The sequence below is a fragment of the Kitasatospora setae KM-6054 genome (assembly GCF_000269985.1).
In the GTDB taxonomy this organism is placed as follows: domain Bacteria; phylum Actinomycetota; class Actinomycetes; order Streptomycetales; family Streptomycetaceae; genus Kitasatospora; species Kitasatospora setae.
On record NC_016109.1, the window covers coordinates 2,545,829 to 2,565,210 of the forward strand.

A 19,382-nucleotide genomic window follows, 5' to 3' on the forward strand; every position below is an offset into this window, starting at 1 on the left:
GGATCCTCACGGGGCGGGGGCGGCGGAGCGCTGCCCGGTCGGCAGGGCGGACAGCAGCGCGTCCACCCCGTCCGGCCGGTCGAGGGCGACGGCACCGGCCACCACGCCGTCCGGGCGCAGCAGGCAGGCCAGCGCGGGGCCGGGGGTCGGCGGGTGGCCGGGCAGGGTGCCGGCCGCGATGTCGGGGTTCGCCGGGCCCGCGGGGAGGTCCGCGGCGGTGCCGGGCGGCAGCAGCAGCAGGACGTCGGTGAGGTCGGGCAGGCCGCGCAGGGTGAGTTCGGCGGTGGCCCGTTCGGCCGCGTCGGCGGCGGCCGGGCCGTCGCCCGCGATCAGCACGGTGTGCCGGCCGGTCGCCAGGTAGTCGTGCAGGCTGGTGGCCGAGGTGCCGCGGAGCGGCCGCAGCGGGGCGTCGCCGAGCCGGCGGCCGGGGACGGGGGCGCCGGGGACGGTGGTCGGCCGGACGGCCGGGCTGGCCGTCAGGTCGAGGTCGAGCTGGGCGAGTTCGGGGACGATCCGGCGTTCCAGGGCGCCGGTGCGGGCGAGCGTGCCGAGCAGCAGGTCGCGCAGCGCGCGGGCCGGGCGGGGCCGGAGCAGCCAGAGCCTGGTCTGCCGTTCGGAGTTGCGCACGGCCCTGGCGGAGACGGGCCGGCGCTCCGGGTCGTAGCTGTCGAGCAGGGCCGGGTCGGCGCCGCGGAGCACCGCGGCGAGTTTCCAGCCGGCGTCGAAGCCGTCCTGGACGCCGGTGTTGAGGCCCTGCCCGCCGGCCGGGCTGTGCGCGTGCGCGGCGTCGCCGGCCAGCAGGACGGGGCCGTGCCGGAAGCGTTCGGCGACCTTGGTGTGGACCCGGAAGCGGCTGGTCCACCAGGTCTCCCGGACGGTCCAGCGGCCGTGGCCGCGGGCGTCCAGGAGCTGCTGGAGCTCGGCGTCGTCGGGCGGGCCGGTGCGGGTGCCGGGCGGCAGGTCGAAGAAGATCCGGTGTCCGCCGTCGGGCAGCGCGACCAGCACCAGGACGCCGTCCGGGCTGAGGTGGTACTGGGCCTCGTCGGGCGGCAGGTCGCCGTCGATCCGGCCGTCGCCGAGCACGAACTCGCGGTCGTGGCTGCTGCCCGGGTACGGGACGCCGATGCTCTCGCGGACGGTGCTGCGGGTGCCGTCGGCGCCGATCAGCCAGGGCACCGACACGGTCTCGGCAGTGCCGTCGGCCCTGGTCAGGGCCACCTCGGCGCGGCCGTCGGCGGTGGCGACCGCGGTGACGGCGGTGCCCCACTCGACCCGGCCGCCGAGGTCGAGCAGCCGCTCGTAGAGCAGTTCCTCGGTGACCGGCTGGGGCACGCACAGCGGCCGGGGGAAGCGGGTGCCGGACAGGCCGCCGAAGCGGACGCCGGCCAGTCGGCGGCCGCCCGACCAGTAGGAGGCACCGTTGAGCGGCAGGGCGCGCTCGGCCAGCGCGTCGGCGACGCCGAGCCGGTGCAGCGCCTCCAGGGCGCCGCTCCACATCACCAGGGCCTTCGGCTCGGGGGTGAAGCAGGCCCGGCGGTCGACCAGCCGGACCGGGACGCCGTGCTGGAGCAGGGTGCAGGCCGCGGTCAGGCCGGTCGGCCCGGCGCCCGCGACCAGTACCTCGGGGGCCGCGCTCACCGCTCCCCCGCCCCGGCGGCCAGCAGCGCGTCGACGTCCCGGACGGCCTGCGCGTCGTCCTGGAACAGCACGGCCTTGAAGCCGAGCCGTTCGGCGGCCACGCAGTTCTCCGCGGTGTCGTCGACCAGCAGGCAGCGTTCGGCGGTGGTGCCGAGCCGGTCCAGCAGCCGCCGGTACAGCTCCGGGTCGGGCTTGCGGACCCGCTCCGCGGAGGAGTCGACGACCGCGTCGAACAGCTCGTCGACCGGGAGGGTAGCGCGCCAGCGCGGGCCCCACTCCACGACGTTGTTGGTGAGCAGCGCGATCCGGTGGCCGTCGGCCCTGAGCTTGCGCGCGTAGTCGACGAGCCGGTCGTTGGCCCGGCGGCCGAGGAACCACAGCTCGCCGAACGGGCGGCCGCCGAGGACGGCCTCCGAGCCCGGCGGGAGCTCGGCGAGCAGCCGCTCGGTGAACTCCCGCTCGGTGATCGCGGCGACCTCCAGCTCGGCCATCGGGCTGATCCCGTGGCGCTCGGTGGCGGCGGCGAACGCCTTGGCGATGTCGGCGGTGCCGATGCCGGTGCGGTGGCCGAACGCGGCGAAGGTCTCCGGCAGCGGGTTGGTCAGGACGCCGCCGTAGTCGAACACCACGGTGTCGACGGGCCCGACCGGCGGGTGTCCGGGGGTCAGCTCCACTGGGTCACCTCGATCGAGAGGGTGGCGACCGGCAGGCCCTCCTGGGACACCGTGATCTCCACCGGGACGGTGACGGCGCCGAGGCCGCCGTCGAAGCCGGCCTCGCCGACCCGGGCGACCGCCCTGGTGACCAGGTCGAGTTCGGCGAAGTCGGTGAACGCGGCCCGGGCGGCGGTGACCACCAGGCTCTCCGCGGGCAGCCCGTGCAGCTTGGCGACCGCCGCGACGGACAGCTGCCGGGCGGCCTCCAGCTGGAGGTTGCCGGGCACGTGGTCCAACTGGTGGTCGAACAGGTGCGGGTGCCCGGTGTCGACCACCAGCAGCGCCGAGGCGGTGCCGGAGTCGCTGACCGAGGGCTCGGTCAGCACCGTGTTGGCCTCGTCGCGCCGGCCGACCAGGGCGGGCTCGGAGCGCAGCAGCTGCGGGTGGCGCGGCGAGCGGCCGTCCAGCTTCTTGCGGTTCCCGGCCCGGAGCATCTGGAAGGCCCGGCTGCTGACGAAGGTCAGCGCGCCGGAGCCGACGATGGCGGGCTCGCCGTCCAGCCAGAGGGTGCCGGTGAAGTCGAAGCCGAGCACCCGGCCGCCGCCGTTGCGCTGCGGGCTGACGGTGGTGGAGAGCACGGCGTGGGCCGGTCGGCGGCCGATCCGCAGCGCCTCCAGGTCGACCACGTCCAGGTTGAGGGCGCTGAAGATGAAGGCCCGGTCGAGCGGCACGTCCAGGTAGCGGTGGGCGACCAGCACGCCGGACTGCCGCAGCACCTCGACCAGCAGGAGGAAGTCGTAGCTGTCGCCGTGCTCGCCGACCACGTGGCCGCGCGGCAGTTGGGCGGCCACCTCGAAGGTGTGCCGGTCGTCGGCGGTCTCCGCCTCGGTGATCCGGGCCGAGTCGGTGACGAACACCTCGGCGACCGCGGCGCGGTGTACCAGGGCGCGCGGGACCGTCGCGTCGAAGCGGAGGTCGGCCTGCGGCCGGGGCCGTTCCCGCCCGTGCTCCTGCGGATCGCGCGGCAGGACGTCGGGTATCGCGTTCATTTCTGTTATCCCCCGTATGACATCTGGAATCGCGTGGGCGGGACACCGCCGTGTGCCCGGGGTCCGCTGCGTTCCCCCGCCGCGCCCCGCCTCGGCCACCACTGTGCTGGTCGGCGCTTCCCATCGGCTGACCCGGGCGGGAAGCCGTCGGGAAGCGGCCCCGTGACGTCCCCGTGACGGCGGCGGAAAAGCGCGGACCCGGCCGGAACGCGGTGGTAGCGTCGCGCCCGGTCGGTTGTCCACGGATGACAACGAGGCGGGGGCGATGGCGGGCGGGACGTGGTTCGAGGCGATCGGACCGGTGCGGGTGCGGCGGGGGCCGGCGGAACTGGACCTCGGACCACCCAGACAGCGGGCGGTGCTGACCGTCCTGATCCTCAACCACCGGCGCCCGGTGTCGACCTCGCGCATCGTCGAACTGGTCTGGGGCGCCGACGCCCCCGACCGCGGCGTCAACCTGGTGCAGAAGTACGTCTCGGGGCTGCGCCGCGTCCTCCAGGGCGTCGCCGAACTCTCCTGGACCGAGGCCGGGTACGTGCTGGTGCCGGACGGCACGGTGGACGTCGAGCGGTTCGACGCGCTGCTCACCGCGGGCCGCACCGCCCGGGCCGGCGGCGACCCGGCCGCCGCGGCGGCGGCGCTCGCCGAGGCGGTGGCGCTGTGGCGCGGCCCGCTGGCCCAGGGCATGGGCGGGCCCGGCATCGAACCGCTGCGGCTGCGGCTCACCGAATCCTGGCTCGCCGCCAAGGAGGACCTGTTCGACGCCGAGCTGGAGCTGGGCCGACTGCCCGACCGGCTCCCCGAACTGCGCCGGCTCACCGCCGAACACCCGCTGCGCGAACGGTTCCGGGCCCAGCTCGTGCTGGCCCTGGCCCAGGCCGGCCGGCCCGCCGAGGCGCTCGCCGAGCACGACCGGGCCCGGCGCCGGCTCGCCGACGAGCACGGCCTCGACCCCGGCCCGCACCTGCGGGCCGCCCAGGAGCAGGTCCTGCGGATGGCCTCGGACCGGGCGGCCCCGGCCGACCCCGCCACCCCGCCCGCCCTCTCCTCCCCCGCCGCCCTCTCCTCCCCCGCCGCCCTGCCACCAGCCCAACTCCCGCCCGCTCCAAGGGTGTTCGTCGGCCGCACGGCACTCACCGCCCGGCTCGCCGAACTCCTGGCGCCCACCGGGCCGCCACCCCTGGTCTGCCTGGAGGGCACCGCCGGCGTCGGCAAGAGCGCGCTGGCCCTGCGCGCCGCCCACCGGGCCGCCGGGCTCTTCCCGGACGGGCAGCTCTTCGCCGACCTGCGCGGCTTCGGCCGCGGCCTGCCCGCCGACCCGTCCGACGTGCTCGGCGGCTTCCTGCGCGCCCTCGGGGTGCCCGCCGAACGCCTGCCGCAGGACCTCGGCGAGCGGATCGGCCTCTACCGGTCGATCCTGGCCGGCCGGGCCGTCCTGGTGGTGCTCGACGACGCGCGGGACGCCGACCAGATCCGGCCGCTGCTGCCCAGCGGCAACCGGTGCGCCGTCCTGGTGACCGGCCGGCGCCGCATGATCAGCCTGACCGTGCGGGAGGGCGCGCACCGGCTGATCGTCCCGGTGCTGACCGCCGAGGAGTCCCGCGGACTGGTCAACTCGCTGCTCGGCCCCGGGCAGACCCGGGACACCGCGGCGGTCGACCGGATCATCGCGCTCTGCTCCGGACTCCCGCTCGCCCTGCGGATCGTCACCGCCAACGCCGCCCACCGGGCCGACCTCCCGCTCGCCCGGATCGCCCGCGAACTGGCCCGCGACCGGGTGGCCGCGCTCTCCGTCCCGGACGAGGCGCAGACCGCGCTGGACTGCTCGATCGGCCTCTCCTACGACCTGCTCCCGCCCGGCCACCGGGAACTCTTCTGCCTGCTCGGACTCGTCCCCGGACCGGACTTCACCCTCCGGGCCGCCACCGCGATGGCCGGCGCCGGAGCCGCCGCGACCGAACGCGGGATGCGCGACCTGGAAGTCGCCAACCTGCTGGAACGCACCGCCGACCGCTACCGCTTCCCGCACGAGCTGCTCCAGCTGTTCGCCCAGGAACGCGCCCACCGGGAGGTGCCCGCCGCCCGGCGGGACGAGGCCCTGCACCGGCTGCTGGGCCACTACCTGGCCGCCGTGCTCCGCGCCGAGGGGCGCGACCGCAGGGCCGCCGGCGCGGACCTCCCGGCGCTCCCGGCCTCCTCGGAGCCCTCCGACCCCTCGGACCCCTCGGACCTCTCCGACCTCTCCGACCTCTCCGACCCCGACTTCCCGGACGCCGACCTCGAAGAGGACGACCTGGAAAGCGAGTTCGACAACCTGATGGCGACCGTCCTGCACGCCGCCACCGCCGGACCGTACCCACCCGTCTGGCAACTCGCCGACGCACTGCGGCCGTTCTGCAAGCAGCACGCCCGCACCGCGCAGTGGTCCCGGCTGGCCGGGGCCGGACTGGCCGCCGCCCGGCGGGCCGGCGACCGGCGGGCCGAGGCCGCCATGCTGCTCAACCTCAGCGACGCCGAGCACAACTCCGGCCTGGTGGAGGAGGGCGCCGAACACGCCCGGCAGGCGCTGGCGCTCGGCCGCGGACTCGGCCTCGGCCGGATCGAGGCGTCCGCGCTGGACCAGCTCGGCCGGGCCGCCTGGATCCGCGGCGCCCTGGAGACCGCCCGGACGCTGCTGACCGCCGCCGTCGACGCGCACACCCGCACCGGCGACCGACTCGGCCTGGCCGTCTCGCTGTCGGCGCTGGGCCGGACCGAGTTCGACGCGGGCCACACCGAACAGGCCGCCCTGCACTGCTCCCAGGTGCTGCGGCTGGCCCGGACCATCGGCGCGGCCGCCGTCGAGACCATGGCCCTGGTCGAGATGGGCGTCCTGCACGCCGCCCTGGGTCGGCCGGAGAACGCCGCCCGCTCCCTGCGCGCCGCCCTCGCGCTCGCCCGCGACGGCGGCCACCGCCGCGCCGAGGCGCTCGCCCTCGCCCGGCTCAGCCTGCTGCGGGCCGGCGGCGACCGGCCGCGGGAGGCCCTGGCCGAGGCCCGCAACGCGCTGCACGTCGCGGAGGCGCACGGCGACCGCTGGATCGAGGCCGAGTGCCTGAACACGACGGCCCGCACCGCGCTGGCCACCGGCGACACCGACACCGCCGCCGCCCGCCACCGGGCCGCGCTGACCCTGGCCACCCGCCTCGGCTACCGCCGGGCCGAACTCCAGGCCCTGCTCGGCCTCGCCGAGACCGCCCTGCGCCGGGGCGACACCCAGCGCGCCGCGGACTACGCGGGCCGGGCCCGCGCCGCCGCCGCCGGCCTCGGGCACCTCCCGCTGGCCGCCGAAGCCCTCCGCATCGAGGGCCGCCTCCGCGCCACCCCGGACGCTGCTCCCGACCCCGAGCCCGCCACCGCGCCCGAGCCCGCGTCCGCCGACCGGGCGCAGCTGGGCTGCTGACGACGCCCGGGAAGTGGCGGGCGCCCCGGCCGCGTTCCTTCGGCTGCGGATTTAATGCACCCGTCATCCATCAAACGGTTGATTGACCGAGGTGCCGCGCGTACGCTCCCCGCCATGACCGAGCCACCGTCCCCGGGCGCGTCGTCACCCCCGCCCCCGCCCGCGTCCCCGCCCGCGCCGCCGCCCAGCCAGGCCGACCTGAGCCGGGAGCGGATCGTCGCGGCCGCCACCGAGCTGTTCGCGGAGCACGGCTACGACGGCACCACCACCCGGACGATCGCGGCCGCCGCCGGGCTGAACGTCGCGACCGTGGCGTACCACGTGGGCGGCAAGGCCGACTTGTACCGCGAGGTGATGCGGCGGGCGCACGAGGCCGAGCGGGCGGCGGTGGCGGCGGCGCTGGGCGAGTTCGCGGGGCGGGCCGGGGCGGATCCGGCGGGGGCGGCGGCGGGGTTCGCCGACCGGTACCTGGACTTCTGCCTGGAGCGGCCGGACGTCCCGGCGCTGTGGATGCGGCGCTGGCTGGCGGACGCCGCCGAGTTCGCCGGCCTGGAGGAGGAGTACGCCCGGCCGCTGCTGGAGTCGGTGCGCGACGCGCTGGCCGCCGCGCTGCCCGGGGTGCCGCCGGAGCGGGCCGAACTGGCGGTCTGGACGGTGCTGTGGACGGTGCACGGCTTCTGCCGCTCGATGATCCGCGCGCAGGTCCCCCGGTTCCGCGTCCACCTGCGCGGCCTGGTGCTGCGCGAGCTGGGTCTGGGGGCGGGGTCGTGAGCGCGGCGGCGGACGGCGCGACAGGCCGCCGGCAGCTCGCCGGGTACGCGCTGGGCTCGGTCGGGACGGGCATCCACGCGACCGTCCCCGGCCTGCTGCTGCTGTACTTCATGACCGACGCGCTGGGCGTGCCGGCCGGGGTCGCGGGCCTGGTGGTGGCGCTGCCCAAGGCGTGGGACGCGCTGTTCAACCCGACCGTCGGCGCCGCCAGCGACCGGGAGGCGCTGCGCACCGGCCGCCGGACCCGGATCCTGCTGGCGGGGGCGCTGGCGCTGCCAGCGGCGTTCGCCGCGATGTTCCTCTCCCCGCTGACCGGCTCCGGCGCGGCCGCCTGGGTGGCGGTGACCTTCGTGCTGGCGTCGAGCGCCTTCGCGCTGTTCCAGGTGCCGTACGTGGCGCTGCCCGCCGAGATGTCGGACCGGCCCGAGGTCCGCACCCGGATCATGGTGTGGCGGATCGTCTGCCTGACCGTCGGCATCCTGGTCGCGGGCGGCCTGGCCCCGGCCGTGGTGTCGCTGGCCGGGGACGGGCGGCGCGGCTACGCGGTGATGGGCGCGGTGGTCGCCGTCCTGCTGCTGGTGACGCTGCTGGTGCCCGCGCTGGGCTCGCGCCGGGTGCCCGCCCGGCCGGGGCCGGAGCCGCTCGGGCTGCTCGCGGCGCTGCGCACGGCGCGCGGCAACCGGGCGTTCTTCGCGCTGCTGGGCGGGTTCGTGCTGCAGGCGGCGGCGGTGGCGATCATGCTGGCGGCCGCGCCGTACGCCGCGACGTACTGGCTGGGCGGCTACGGGCTGACGTCGGTGCTGTTCGTCTGCCTGGTCGCGCCGAGCGCGGTGGCCGTCCCGCTGTGGGGCCGGGCCGCGGCCCGCTGGGGGCGGCTGCGCTGCCTGACGGCGGCGACCGTGCTGTTCGCGCTGGCCTCGGCGGCGCTGTGGCCGGCCGCCGGGACGGGGACGACGCGGGTCGCGGCGGTGCTGGCGCTGTGCGCGGTGCTGGGGGTGGCGTACGCGGCACTGCAGGTGCTGCCGCTGTCGCTGCTGCCGGACACCGTGCACGCGGACGCGGCGCGCACCGGGCGCCTGCAGTCCGGGGCGTTCACCGGACTGTGGACGGCGGGCGAGACGGCCGGACTGGCCGCCGGGCCCGGCCTGTTCTCGCTGGCGCTGGCCGCCGCCGGGTTCGCCTCCGCCACCACCGACCACCCCGTCGCGCAGACCGCGACGGCCCGGGCGGGCGTCCTGCTCGGGTTCAGCCTCGTCCCGGCGCTGCTGATGCTGGCCTCGCTGCCCGCGCTGCGCGCGTACGGCCGCCGCCGGGCCGCCGCACCCTCCCCCGCCGGACCCGCCGAACCCGGCGGCCCCGCCGAACCCGGCGGCCCCGCCGAACCCGGCGGACCCGGCGAGCCCGCCGATTCCCTTGCTGGAGACCTTTCATGACGGACCGTCAGTCCTTCCTTCCGGAGGCCGGCCGCCCCGCCGCCGACCTGCTCGCCGAGCTGCGCGCGCTGACCGCCGCCGACCTGCCCACCCGGGGCGGACGCACCACCGCCTACACCTACGACGCCGGCCGGCCCGAGGTGCGGGCCGCCGCCGAGGGCGCGTACCTGGCGATGCTGGAGGTCAACGGCCTGGACCCGACGGCGTTCCCGAGCATCGTCGCGCTGGAGCGGCGGGTGGTCGGCGCGGTCGCCGCCCGGCTCGGCGGGGACGGGGCCACGCCCGGCGTGTTCACCAGCGGCGGCACCGAGTCGATCATGCTGGCGGTGAAGGCCGCCCGGGACTCCCGGCCGGAGGTCGCCGAACCGGAGATCGTGGTGCCCGCGACGGCGCACGCCGCGTTCTTCAAGGCCGGGAAGTACCTGAAGGTGAAGGTCGTCGCGGTGCCGGTCGACCCGGAGACCTTCCGGGCGGTGCCGGCCGCGATGGCGGCGGCCTGCACCGAGCGGACGGTCCTGCTGGTCGCCTCCGCGCCCTCGTACGCGCACGGCGTGGTCGACCCGGTCGCCGCGATCGCCGCGGCGGCCGCCGAGCGCGGCCTGCCCTGCCACGTCGACGCCTGCGTCGGCGGCTGGCTGCTGCCCTGGCTGGCCGAGGCCGGCGCCGACGTCCCGCCGTTCGACCTGTCGGTGCCGGGCGTCACCTCGCTCTCCTGCGACCTGCACAAGTTCGGGTACGCGCCCAAGGGGGCGTCCGTGCTGCTCTTCCGCGACCAGCCGATGCGGCTCGCCGCGTACTTCGCCTGCGCCCAGTGGCCCGGCTACCCGGTGGTCAACTCGACCGTCCAGAGCAGCAAGGGCGCCGGCCCGCTGGCCGGCGCCTGGGCCACCCTGCAGGCCCTCGGCGCCGACGGCTACCGCGCGTTGGGGCGCGCCGCGCTCGACGCCACCCGGCGGCTGGTCGCGGGCGTCGGGGCGATCGACGGCCTGCGGGTGCTCGGCGCCCCGGACGCCACCCTGGTCGCCATCGGCACCTCGGGCGACGACCCGCTCGACCTCTGGGAGCTCGCCGACGAGTCGCGCGCCCGCGGCTTCTTCCTCCAGCCCCAGCTGAGCGTCGACGGCCTGCCCGCCAGCCTGCACGTCACCCTCACAGGGGTCAGCGGCGAGGGCGTCGACGCGCTGCTCGCCGCGGTGCGGGAGAGCGTCGCCGCCGTCCGCGCCCGCGGCCCGGTCGCCCCGCCGACCGACGTCCTCGCCCTGCTCGACGGCCTCGACCTCTACCTGCTGGACGACGCCGCCTTCGCCTCGCTGCTCCCCGCCACCGGCCTCGCCCTCGCCCCCGACCCGGACTCCGGGGCGGGGTCCGGCACCCGGATGGCCGGCGTCAACCGGCTCCTCGACGCGCTCCCCCCGCACCTGCGCGACCAGTTGGCGACCCGCTTCCTCTCCGCGCTGTACTCCCCGTACCTGGGCGGCTGACCGTACCTGGGCGGCTGACCGCGCCGGAGCGGCTGATCGCGCCGGGGCGGTCTCAGCCCTCCAGCGCGGCGATCGCCTCGGCCAGCCAGCGCTTCTCCTCGGTGCCCGTCGCGCGGGCGATCCGCAGCATGCCCTGCCGGAAGAGGTCGGGCGCCTGCTCGGCCCGGACCGGCTCGCCGTCGCGGTAGAAGAAGCTCGCCGGGGTGTCGAGGAAGACCTGCCGGCGGCGGAGGACGGCGGCCTGCTCCGCCCGGTCGGGGAGGTGGCGGAGGAAGGAGAGCAGCGTGAAGAAGCGCTGCCCGTCGGTGATCTCGACCTCCTTGGGGCTCCGCAGCCGCTCCCGCAGGCGGGCCCGGCCCGCCCCGGTGAGGGAGAGGGTCCGCCGGGGTGCGGCGCCGCTGCCCGGCTCGGTGCCCTGCTCGACCAGCCCGGCCTTCACCAGCCGGGCGATGGCCGGGTAGAGCGCGCCGTCGCTGACCGGGCGGATGTGGCCGCTGAGGCCCTGGATGCGGGCCTTCAGCTCGTACCCGTGCAGGGGTTCCTCGTGGAGGAAACCCAGAATCGACAGCTCCAGCACGCGGCCGGCCCCTTCCCACGCCCGTCCGGGCCCTTGCCCGTCCGACCCGGCCATGCTACCTCTTTTCGCTGTACCTCGATTCGAGGTACAGCGAAAAGAGGGGGGCTCGGCCATGAGGGGGACGGAGCACCGGCGCGCGCTGGTGTCGCTGGCGTACCCGGTCTACCTGGAACTGCTCGCGGGCGTCACCGCCGGGATCGTCAACATGGTCTGGGTGGCGGGGCTCGGCGGGGCGGCCGTCGCGGCGGTGGCGGTCGCCACCAACCTGGAGAACCTGCTGCTCGGCGTGATCCTGGCCGCCGGCTCGGGCACGACCGTGCTGGTCGCCCGGGCCAGGGGCGCCGACGACCCGGCGGCGGTGCGCTCCGCCGTGCGCGGCGGCTGGGCGCTGTGGGCGGCGGTCACCCCGGTGGTGGCGGCGGGCGGGTTCCTGTGCCGCGAGCCGCTCGCCCGGCTGGTGCTCGGCGGCGGCGAGGGCGGCGCGCTGCCGCTCGCCACCGACTACCTGTCCGTCGCGCTGCCGGGCGTCGCGGTGTTCTTCGCGGGCAACGTGGTCGACGGCGTGCTCAAGGGCGCGGGCGACACCCGCACCCCGATGCGGCTCGCCCTGCTCGCCAACGGACTGATCCTCGCCCTGGACCCGCTGCTCATCCTCGGCTGCGGGCTCGGCGTCCGCGGCGCCGCGATCGCCACCGTGCTGGGCCGCACCGCCGCGCTCGGCTGCGGGCTGCGCGCGCTCCGCCGCAACGCCCTGCTGCGCGGGGCCGCCCGGGCCCCCCGGGCCCGGACGGGAACGCTCCGCGCCGACGCCCGCCGGGTCGCCGCGACCGGGCTGCCGATGTCGGCCGACTTCGTCGTCCGGATGACCGGGGCGCTCGTCCTGGTGGCCGTCGTCGCCCGGATCGGCGTCACCGAGGTCGCCGCCTACGGGATCGCCACCAAGGCCGGGTACGTCGCGACGATGGCCTTCTACGCGGTGCGCCAGGCCGCCGCCATCCACACCTCCCACCTGCTCGGCGCCGGACACGACGAACGGCGGGCCGTCGGACGGCAGGCGCTGCTCCTCGGCGGGACGCTGGGGCTCGCCGCCGCGCTGGCGCTGCTCGCCGCCGGGCGGTGGATCATGCTGGCCTTCCACGCCTCGGACGCCGTGACCGCCGCCGGCGCGCTCTACCTGCGCTGCCTGGGGCCCTACCTGGTGCTGCTCGCCTGCTTCATCGCCCTGGGCGGAGTGTTCCAGGGCGGGGGCGACAGCACCGCCCTGGCCCGGATCACCACGTACGGGGTGGCGCTCCAACTGGCCCTCGCCCACGCCCTGTCGGGGGCGGGACTGCCCGGCGTCTGCGCGGCCATGGCCGCCGCCATGGCCGCGCAGTGCGCGGCCGCCGCCCGGCTGTACCGGCGCGCGGCACCCCCGGACCCGCCGGAACGGCCCGGACCGCCCGGCCGCGAACCGTCCGGGGACGACCCGCGCCACCGCCCCGGCACCGCGGCCAGGGGTGTACGTTGACGCCGCGAACGGGGATCCCACGGGTCGGAGGACGGTCATGAGCGTGCCGGTGCCGGTGCCGGGCGCGGCGGTGAGCGCGCGGTGAGCGCCCCGGACGCGGTGGTCGTCGGCAGCGGGCCGAACGGGCTCGCCGCCGCGGTGATACTGGCCCGGGCCGGCCTGGACGTCGAACTGTACGAGGCCGCCGACGAGTTGGGCGGCGGGCTGCGCTCGAAGGCGCTGTTCCGCGACGACATCGTGCACGACGTCTGCGCCGCCGTGCACCCGATGGCGGCGGCCTCCCGCTTCTTCCGCGCGTTCGACCCGGCCGCCCGGGGCGTCGACCTGCTGCTCCCCGAGATCAGCTACGCCCACCCGCTGGACGGCGGCCGGGCCGGCCTCGCCCACCACTCGCTCGACGCCACCTGCGAACGGCTCGGACCGGACGGGCCGCGCTGGCGGGCCCTGATGGCACCGCTGCTCGACCGCAGCCGCGCCCTCGTCGACCTGATGCTCTCCGACCAGCGGCACCCACCCACCGACCCGGCCGTGCCGTTCCTGCTCGCCGGACGGGTACTGCGGCACGGCACCCCGCTGGCCGGACGGCAGTTCACCGGGCCGGAGGCGGCCGCGCTGCTCGCCGGCGTCGCCGCGCACGTGGTCGGCCCGATGCCGACACCCGCCTCCGCCGCGGTCGGCCTGCTGCTCGGCCACCTCGCCCACGGCACCGGCTGGCCGGTGGTCCGCGGCGGCAGCGGCGCGCTGGCCCGTGCCCTCGCCGACGACTTCACCGCGCACGGCGGCCGGGTGCACACCGGCCGCCGGATCACCGACCTGCGCGAGTTCCACCGCTCCCGCGCGGTGCTGCTCGACGTCGGCCCGAAGGAGTTCCTGCGGATCGCCGCGCCCCGACTGCCCGCCCGCTACCGCCGCGCCCTGGCCGCGTTCCGGTACGGGCCGGGCGCCGCCAAGGTCGACTACCTGCTCAGCGGCCCCGTCCCGTGGGCGAACCCGGAGGTCGGCCGGGCCGCCACCGTGCACCTCGGCGGCAGCCACACCGAGGTGTTCCGCCAGGAGACCCTGGTCTCCCGGGGCGTACGCACCGACCGCCCCTTCGTCCTGGTCGTCGACCCGGCCGCCGCCGACCCCTCCCGGGCCCGCCCCGGCGCCCGCCCGCTCTGGGCCTACGCGCACGTGCCGAACGGCGACGACACCGACCCGGTCGCCCTGGTCACCGCCCGGATCGAGGCGTACGCCCCCGGCTTCACCGACACCGTGCTGGCCTCCCGGGGCGTCAGCGCCGCCGCACTGGAGCACTACAACCCCAACTACGTCGGCGGCGACATCGCGGCCGGCGCGATGACCCTCACCCAGTCCCTGATCCGCCCCACCCTCCGCCCCGACCCGCACACCACCCCCCTCCCCGGCGTCTACCTCTGCTCCGCCGCCACCCCACCCGGCCCCGGCGTCCACGGCATGCCCGGGTACTACGCCGCCCGCTCCGCCCTCCGCCACGAATTCGGCCTCCGCCGCCTCCCCTCCCTGGCCCCGCACCCACCCGCCTGACACCCCCGCCCACCGAACACCGCGCCCCCGGCACGACAACACGCCTCCCAGAGAAGCCACTTGGGCAAGCGGAACACCACGCCGCAGGCGGGAAGCAAGGGCCGCAGGCCCAGCACCGCCCCAGGCGGGACAACATGCCGCCCGGGGGCGCTACTTGGGCAGGCGGGTGGCGAGGCCGTCGGCGAGGCGTTGGAGGCCGAATTCGAAGCGGGTGTTCATGTCGGGGTCGGTGAGGTCGTCGGCGAGGGCGACGAGGTTGGGGTAGGTGTCGGGCGCGAGGGCGCGGAAGGTGTCGCCGGCTTCGCGGGCGGCTTGGCCGCGGCCGGCGCCGGCGGCTTCGGTGGCGGAGAGGGGGGACTGCTCCTGGAGGACGAAGCCCTGGACGTAGGCGGAGAGCAGGTAGGAGGCCATCGCGGCGTCGGCGTCGGTGAAGCCGGCGCCGCGGAGGCGGTCGAGTTGGTCCTCCAGGACGGCGAGGATGTGCGGGCCGGGGGCGAGGCGTCCGGCGACGACCTTGGCGGCGTCGCGTTTGGCGAGCAGCAGGGCGCGGTAGCGGCGGCCGTACTCCAGGTACTGGTGGCGCCAGTCGCCGGTGCGGGGCGGGAGTTCGGCGTCGGCGATGATCGCGTCGTTGAGGAGGTCGAGGAGTTCCTCCTTGTTGCGGACGTGCCAGTAGAGCGAGGCGGCCTGGACGCCGATCTCGGCGGCGACCTTGCGCATGGAGAGGCCGGTCAGGCCCTCGCGTTCGAGGACGAGCAGCGCGGCGTCGGCGATGCGTTCGCGGGTGACGGTGCGCGCGGGGGGCGGGGCCACGGTTGCTCCTGGGGGCGGCGGACGGCGCGGTTTCGCGCTTGCAATCTAACACCGTTAGAGCGATGCTGGGGGCGCGATCGCAGCCCCTAACACCGTTAGGGGCCTATTCGGCACGCCCGCAGGGGGAGAGATGGACGACCGCGCCACCGGCACCACCGGCACCACGAGCGCCCGCCGCAAGCGGCAGGCGCTCGCCACGCTCTGCGTCACGATGTTCATGGCGATGCTGGACAACGTCATCGTCAACATCGCCCTCCCCCGGATCGGCCGGGACCTGGACGCGGGCATCAGCGGCCTGCAGTGGGTCGCCGAGGGCTACAGCCTGGTGTACGCGGCGCTGCTGCTGACCGGCGGCACGCTCGGCGACCGGTACGGCCGGACCAGGGTGTTCCGGCTCGGGCTGGCGCTGTTCACGCTGGGCTCGGCGGGGGCCGCGCTCGCGGGCGGGCTCGGCGGGATCGGCGCGCTGGTCGCGGCCCGGATGCTGCAGGGTGTCGGCGCGGCGCTGCTGACGCCGGGCAGCCTGGCGATCCTGCGGCAGGTGTTCACGGACGAGCGGGAGCGGGCCCGGGCGATCGGCCTCTGGTCGGGCGTCTCGGCGCTGGGCCTGTCGGTCGGGCCGGTGGTCGGCGGTCCGATGGTGGACGCGTTCGGCTGGGCCGGCGTGTTCTGGATCAACGTGCCGGTCGGCCTGGTCGGCCTGGTGCTGGCGTACCGGGTGCTGCCGGAGGTCGCGCCGCGCCCCCGGCGGGTGGACGCGGTGGGGCTGGCGCTGTCGGCGGGCGGGCTGGGCGCGCTGGTGTACGGGCTGGTCGAGGGCACGGGCCGGGGCTGGACGGACGGCCGGGTACTGGCCTGCGGGCTGGCGGCGGCGGTGCTGCTGGGGCTGTTCGTCCTGGTCGAACTGCGGGTCGCCGAGCCGATGCTGGAGCTGCGGATGTTCCGCGACCGGGTGTTGGCGGGGGCACTGCTGAGCGGGCTGATGGTGAGTTTCGGGATGTTCGGCGCACTGTTCTTCCTGCCGCTGATGCTGCAGGGCGTGATGCGCTGGTCGCCGACCGCCGCCGGGTACGCGGGCCTGCCGATGAGCGTGGTGATCGTGTTCGCGGCGCCGCTGTCGGGTCGGCTGACCGCCCGGTACGGGCCGCGCCGGCCGCTGGCGCTGGGCATCGCGCTGTGCGCGGTGGGCCTGGGCGGGCTGTCGCTGTACTCGGGGCAGGCGCACTACTGGTCGTACGCGTGGGCCCTGGTGCTGCTGGGCCTCGGCATGGGCCTGACCTTCACGCCGGTGTCGATCGCGGTGCTGGGGCGGGTCGCCCCGGAGCGCACCGGCATGGCCTCGGCGGCCGTCAACACGCTGCGCGAACTCGGCGGTGTGCTGGGCATCGCCGTGCTGGGCGCCGTCCTGACCGACCGGCTGACCGGCGCACTGACCGGCTCCCTGCACCGGCTCGGCCTGCCCGCGGACGGCGTGCCGCACGCGGTCGCCGCGCTCGCCGGCCACGGCGCGGCGGACGCCGCCCCGGCCGTGGCGCCCGTCCGGGCCGCCGTGGACGCCTCCTTCGTGGACGCCCTGCACCTGGCACTGCGCTGCGGCTCGGCGGCCCTCGCCGCGACCGCCGTCCTGGTCGCCCTGCTGCTCCGCCCGTCGGCCGTGCCGTCGGCCGCCCCGGCGCCCACCCCGGCCGCACCCGTCCCCAACCCCGCACCAGCCGACGCCATCTGACGCTACATCAGCCACGACCCGTCCGGGCTCGGCGGGCAGTTGAGCGAGTGTGGTGAACGCGTACGGTTTCGACGCCTCCGTTCGCTAGCATGACCGGCTCAAGTGGTCGGACCGACACCGGCAGTGGAGGATGGCGTGCTGAGCGTGGGCCCGGACGGCAACGGCGGCAGTGGCGGCGGCGGGGACGGCTTCCGGGTGGAGCCGGGCGAGTTGGACGGGGCCGGGCGGACGGCGAGCGGCGTCGCCGAGCAGGTCCCCGGCGGCACCTCCCGGGTGCTGGGCGCCTCGGACGCCGCCGAGGCCGGGCTGCGCGGCTGGAGCACCGGCGGCGAACTCGACTCCTGCACCGACGAGTGGCGGCGGCTGCTGGACGCGCTCTCCGCCGAGATGGACCGGCAGGGCGACGACCTGCGGCGGACCGCGGCGAACTACCGCCGGGCCGATCAGGAGGCCGCCCGCGGCCTGACGGCGGGGCGGTGAGCATGGACGTCCCCACCCTGCGCGACGCCGACCCGGAGCGGCTGTTCGGCGCCGCCGACGCGTACGCCGCGCTGGCCGAGGCGTTCTCCGGCCACGCCGACACCTGGCGGACCGGCGTCGACGGCCGCGTCCGGCACTCCGGCTGGACCGGCACCGCCGCCGACGGCGCCCACCGCTCGCTCTCCCGCACCACCGGCAAGCTGGCCGCCGCCCACCTGGAGCTGTCCCGGATCGCGCCGGTGCTGCGCGAGGGCGCCGAGGCGTTCCTGAGCGCCCGCTCCAAACTGCGGGCCGCGCTCGCCTACGCGGCCGCGCACGGCTTCACCGTCGCCGACGACGGCGGCGTCTCCTGGCCGGCGCCCACCCCCGCCGAACTCCACGACCCGGACGCCGCCGACCGCTCCCGGCAGGGCGGCGACCTGCGCGACCGGATCGCCGACGCGCTCACCGAGGCCGCGCACGCCGACCAGGTCACCGCCCAGCGCCTGCGCCGGTACACCGAGGACGCCCGCACCGGCGCCGGCCTCGACCCCGGCACCGCCGCGATGCGCCTGAACAGCGCCGTGGTCGACGCGCTCAGCCCGCTCGGCGGCGGCGAGGACCTGGTCCGGGCCGGCCTGCCCGGCAAGGACGCCCCGCCGACCGAGGTCAACGCCTGGTGGAAGTCGCTCCCGCCGGACGAACAGCAGCGCCTGCTCCAGGCGTACCCGGCCGAACTCGGCAACCGCGACGGCCTGCCGACGCCCGCCCGCGACCAGGCCAACCGGATCAACCTGGACCGGCTGGTCACCGAACTCTCCGGCCGCCAGGACCTCTCCGACTGGGACCGGAAGAAGCTGGAGGGCTTCCGGGCGATCCAGGGCCGGCTCGCCGAGGAGCGGGGCAAACAGCCCCCCGCCTACCTGATGGTGATCGGCGACCAGGGCCAGGGCCGGGCCGCGATCGCCTACGGCAACCCGGACACCGCCGACGACGTGGTCGCCTACGTGCCCGGCCTGAACACCGAGGTCAAGAACATGGCGGGCGGCGACGCCAACCGGGCCCGCGACCTGTGGCAGGCCGCGCACGACACCGACCCGAGCCGCTCCACCGCCTCGATCGCCTGGCTCGGCTACGACACCCCGCAGGTCAAGGGCATCAGCCCCGACATGTTCGCGGTGGCCGGCGACGACCGGGCCAGACAAGGCGGCGCGGCCTACCAGGACTTCCTCCAGGGCCTGCGCGCCTCGCACGAGGGACAGCCCGCGCACCTCACCGCGCTCGGCCACTCGTACGGCTCGTTCACCGTCGGCCAGGCCGCGCAGCGCCCCGGCGGGATCCCGGCGGACGACGTCATCCTGGTCGGCTCGCCCGGCACCGGCGCCCAGCAGGCGTCCCAACTCGGCGTCGGCGCGGGGCACGTGTGGGTCGGCGCGGCCGAGCACGACCCGGTCTCCCAGCTGCCCAGCCACGACGAGGCCAAGGGCATCGGCATCGGCGCGGGCATCGGCGGCCTGCTCGGCGGCCCGCTCGGCGCGGTGGCCGGCGGCTTCCTCGGCGACAAGATCGCGGGGCACAATGACCCCGACGAGCTGTGGTTCGGCCAGGACCCGGCGAGCCGCGAGTTCGGGGCGCACCGCTTCGACGTCGCCGACGGCCCGCTGGGCTTCGAATCGCACTCCGACTACTGGAACCAGGGCGACGGCCGGGACGGGCACTCGCTGCGCAACATGGGCTTGATCGTCTCCGGCCACGGCGACCGGGTGTCCGGACAGGAGTACCGATGAACGAGGACCTCGGGCCCGAGCTGCTCGCCGCACGCGCCGCGCTGGACGAACTGCTCGACTCCGCCCCCGCCGCCCTCGTCCCGGCGGTCGCCTGGGCAGACGGCCCGTACGTCGCGGTCGCCCACGAACACGCCTTCACCCGCGAACCGGACGGCACCGCCCACCTGGAGAAGCGCCGCTACCTGCTGACCCGGATCGCCGAGCACCGCTACCCCGACCTGCTCGCCCAACTCGGCCGCTCCTGGCGCGAACGCGGCTGGGCGGTGGAGGCCGAGGACGACCCGGTGCTGCCCGTACTGCGCGCCAAATCCCCTTACGGGCAAGCCGAGTTCAGGATCGGCTTCGCCGGCAACGGCACCCTGCTGGCCCGGGTCGACGGCCTGGCCGCGCCGGGCGTCTCCTACCCGTTCGGCGGGGCCAGCACGGTGCCGATCGGACCGGACGGTTCGATGGACACCATGCCCCGGCGGCAGGACCCGTTCTGGTCGGTCTAGG

The 19,382-nt window shown here is 76.6% G+C and carries 15 protein-coding genes; 10 read left to right on the forward strand and 5 right to left on the reverse strand.

Annotated elements, in window-relative coordinates:
• Nucleotides 1-6 precede the first annotated feature (6 nt).
• The 3 genes from KSE_RS11270 to KSE_RS42080 are packed head-to-tail and all read right to left on the reverse strand — an operon-like array spanning nt 7 to nt 3,343.
• Nucleotides 7-1,638, reverse strand: a complete 1,632-nt coding sequence (locus tag KSE_RS11270) for an FAD-dependent monooxygenase (protein ID WP_014135431.1) — start codon at nt 1,636-1,638, stop codon at nt 7-9.
• Nucleotides 1,635-2,312: an HAD family hydrolase gene (locus KSE_RS11275; RefSeq protein ID WP_014135432.1), complete on the reverse strand. Its 678-nt coding sequence runs from the start codon at nt 2,310-2,312 to the stop codon at nt 1,635-1,637. Before KSE_RS11275 ends, KSE_RS11270 begins: the two co-directional genes overlap by 4 nt.
• On the reverse strand, nt 2,303-3,343 hold the full coding sequence (locus KSE_RS42080; RefSeq protein ID WP_014135433.1) for a ScbA/BarX family gamma-butyrolactone biosynthesis protein: 1,041 nt from the start codon (nt 3,341-3,343) through the stop codon (nt 2,303-2,305). The genes KSE_RS11275 and KSE_RS42080 overlap by 10 nt, the downstream gene beginning before the upstream one ends.
• Nucleotides 3,344-3,578: 235 nt before the next feature.
• On the opposite strand from KSE_RS42080, the gene KSE_RS38310 reads away from it, so the two are divergent.
• The 4 genes from KSE_RS38310 (at nt 3,579) to KSE_RS11300 (ending at nt 10,470) form a co-directional block, all read left to right on the forward strand.
• Nucleotides 3,579-6,785: an AfsR/SARP family transcriptional regulator gene (locus tag KSE_RS38310; RefSeq protein WP_158413054.1), complete on the forward strand. Its 3,207-nt coding sequence runs from the start codon at nt 3,579-3,581 to the stop codon at nt 6,783-6,785.
• Nucleotides 6,786-6,899: 114 nt separating this feature from the next.
• Nucleotides 6,900-7,556, forward strand: coding sequence for a TetR/AcrR family transcriptional regulator (locus tag KSE_RS11290; RefSeq protein WP_014135435.1), 657 nt, complete (start codon nt 6,900-6,902; stop codon nt 7,554-7,556).
• Entirely contained in the window at nt 7,553-8,989 is a 1,437-nt protein-coding gene (locus tag KSE_RS11295; RefSeq protein WP_014135436.1) for an MFS transporter, read from the forward strand. Before KSE_RS11290 ends, KSE_RS11295 begins: the two co-directional genes overlap by 4 nt.
• Complete coding sequence (locus tag KSE_RS11300; RefSeq protein ID WP_014135437.1) at nt 8,986-10,470, forward strand: pyridoxal phosphate-dependent decarboxylase family protein; 1,485 nt, start codon at nt 8,986-8,988, stop codon at nt 10,468-10,470. Before KSE_RS11295 ends, KSE_RS11300 begins: the two co-directional genes overlap by 4 nt.
• Nucleotides 10,471-10,522: 52 nt before the next feature.
• Here KSE_RS11300 and KSE_RS11305 read toward each other — a convergent pair whose 3' ends face one another.
• Nucleotides 10,523-11,047, reverse strand: coding sequence for a PadR family transcriptional regulator (locus KSE_RS11305; RefSeq protein ID WP_014135438.1), 525 nt, complete (start codon nt 11,045-11,047; stop codon nt 10,523-10,525).
• 112 nt (nt 11,048-11,159) lie between these two features.
• Here KSE_RS11305 and KSE_RS11310 point away from each other — a divergent pair, with 112 nt between their 5' ends.
• Both KSE_RS11310 and KSE_RS11315 read left to right on the forward strand, forming a co-directional pair.
• Nucleotides 11,160-12,557, forward strand: a complete 1,398-nt coding sequence (locus KSE_RS11310; protein ID WP_014135439.1) for an MATE family efflux transporter — start codon at nt 11,160-11,162, stop codon at nt 12,555-12,557.
• Between the two features lie 81 nt (nt 12,558-12,638).
• Entirely contained in the window at nt 12,639-14,102 is a 1,464-nt protein-coding gene (locus tag KSE_RS11315) for a phytoene desaturase family protein (RefSeq protein ID WP_014135440.1), read from the forward strand.
• A 150-nt stretch (nt 14,103-14,252) separates the two neighbouring features.
• Here the strand turns inward: KSE_RS11315 and KSE_RS11320 are convergent, their stop codons facing one another.
• Entirely contained in the window at nt 14,253-14,915 is a 663-nt protein-coding gene (locus tag KSE_RS11320; RefSeq protein ID WP_014135441.1) for a TetR/AcrR family transcriptional regulator, read from the reverse strand.
• 130 nt (nt 14,916-15,045) lie between these two features.
• Here KSE_RS11320 and KSE_RS11325 point away from each other — a divergent pair, with 130 nt between their 5' ends.
• The 4 genes from KSE_RS11325 to KSE_RS11340 all read left to right on the forward strand — a co-directional run bounded on the left by KSE_RS11325 (nt 15,046) and on the right by KSE_RS11340 (nt 19,381).
• Nucleotides 15,046-16,641 carry an MFS transporter gene (locus tag KSE_RS11325; RefSeq protein WP_014135442.1) on the forward strand — a complete coding sequence of 532 codons (1,596 nt, stop codon included), beginning with the start codon at nt 15,046-15,048 and terminating at the stop codon, nt 16,639-16,641.
• 135 nt (nt 16,642-16,776) lie between these two features.
• On the forward strand, nt 16,777-17,121 hold the full coding sequence (locus KSE_RS11330) for a type VII secretion target (RefSeq protein ID WP_014135443.1): 345 nt from the start codon (nt 16,777-16,779) through the stop codon (nt 17,119-17,121).
• A gap of 2 nt (nt 17,122-17,123) precedes the next feature.
• Complete coding sequence (locus KSE_RS11335) at nt 17,124-18,887, forward strand: alpha/beta hydrolase (protein ID WP_051055177.1); 1,764 nt, start codon at nt 17,124-17,126, stop codon at nt 18,885-18,887.
• Nucleotides 18,884-19,381, forward strand: a complete 498-nt coding sequence (locus KSE_RS11340) for a hypothetical protein (RefSeq protein ID WP_014135445.1) — start codon at nt 18,884-18,886, stop codon at nt 19,379-19,381. The genes KSE_RS11335 and KSE_RS11340 overlap by 4 nt, the downstream gene beginning before the upstream one ends.
• The last annotated feature ends 1 nt before the right edge of the window (nt 19,382 follow it).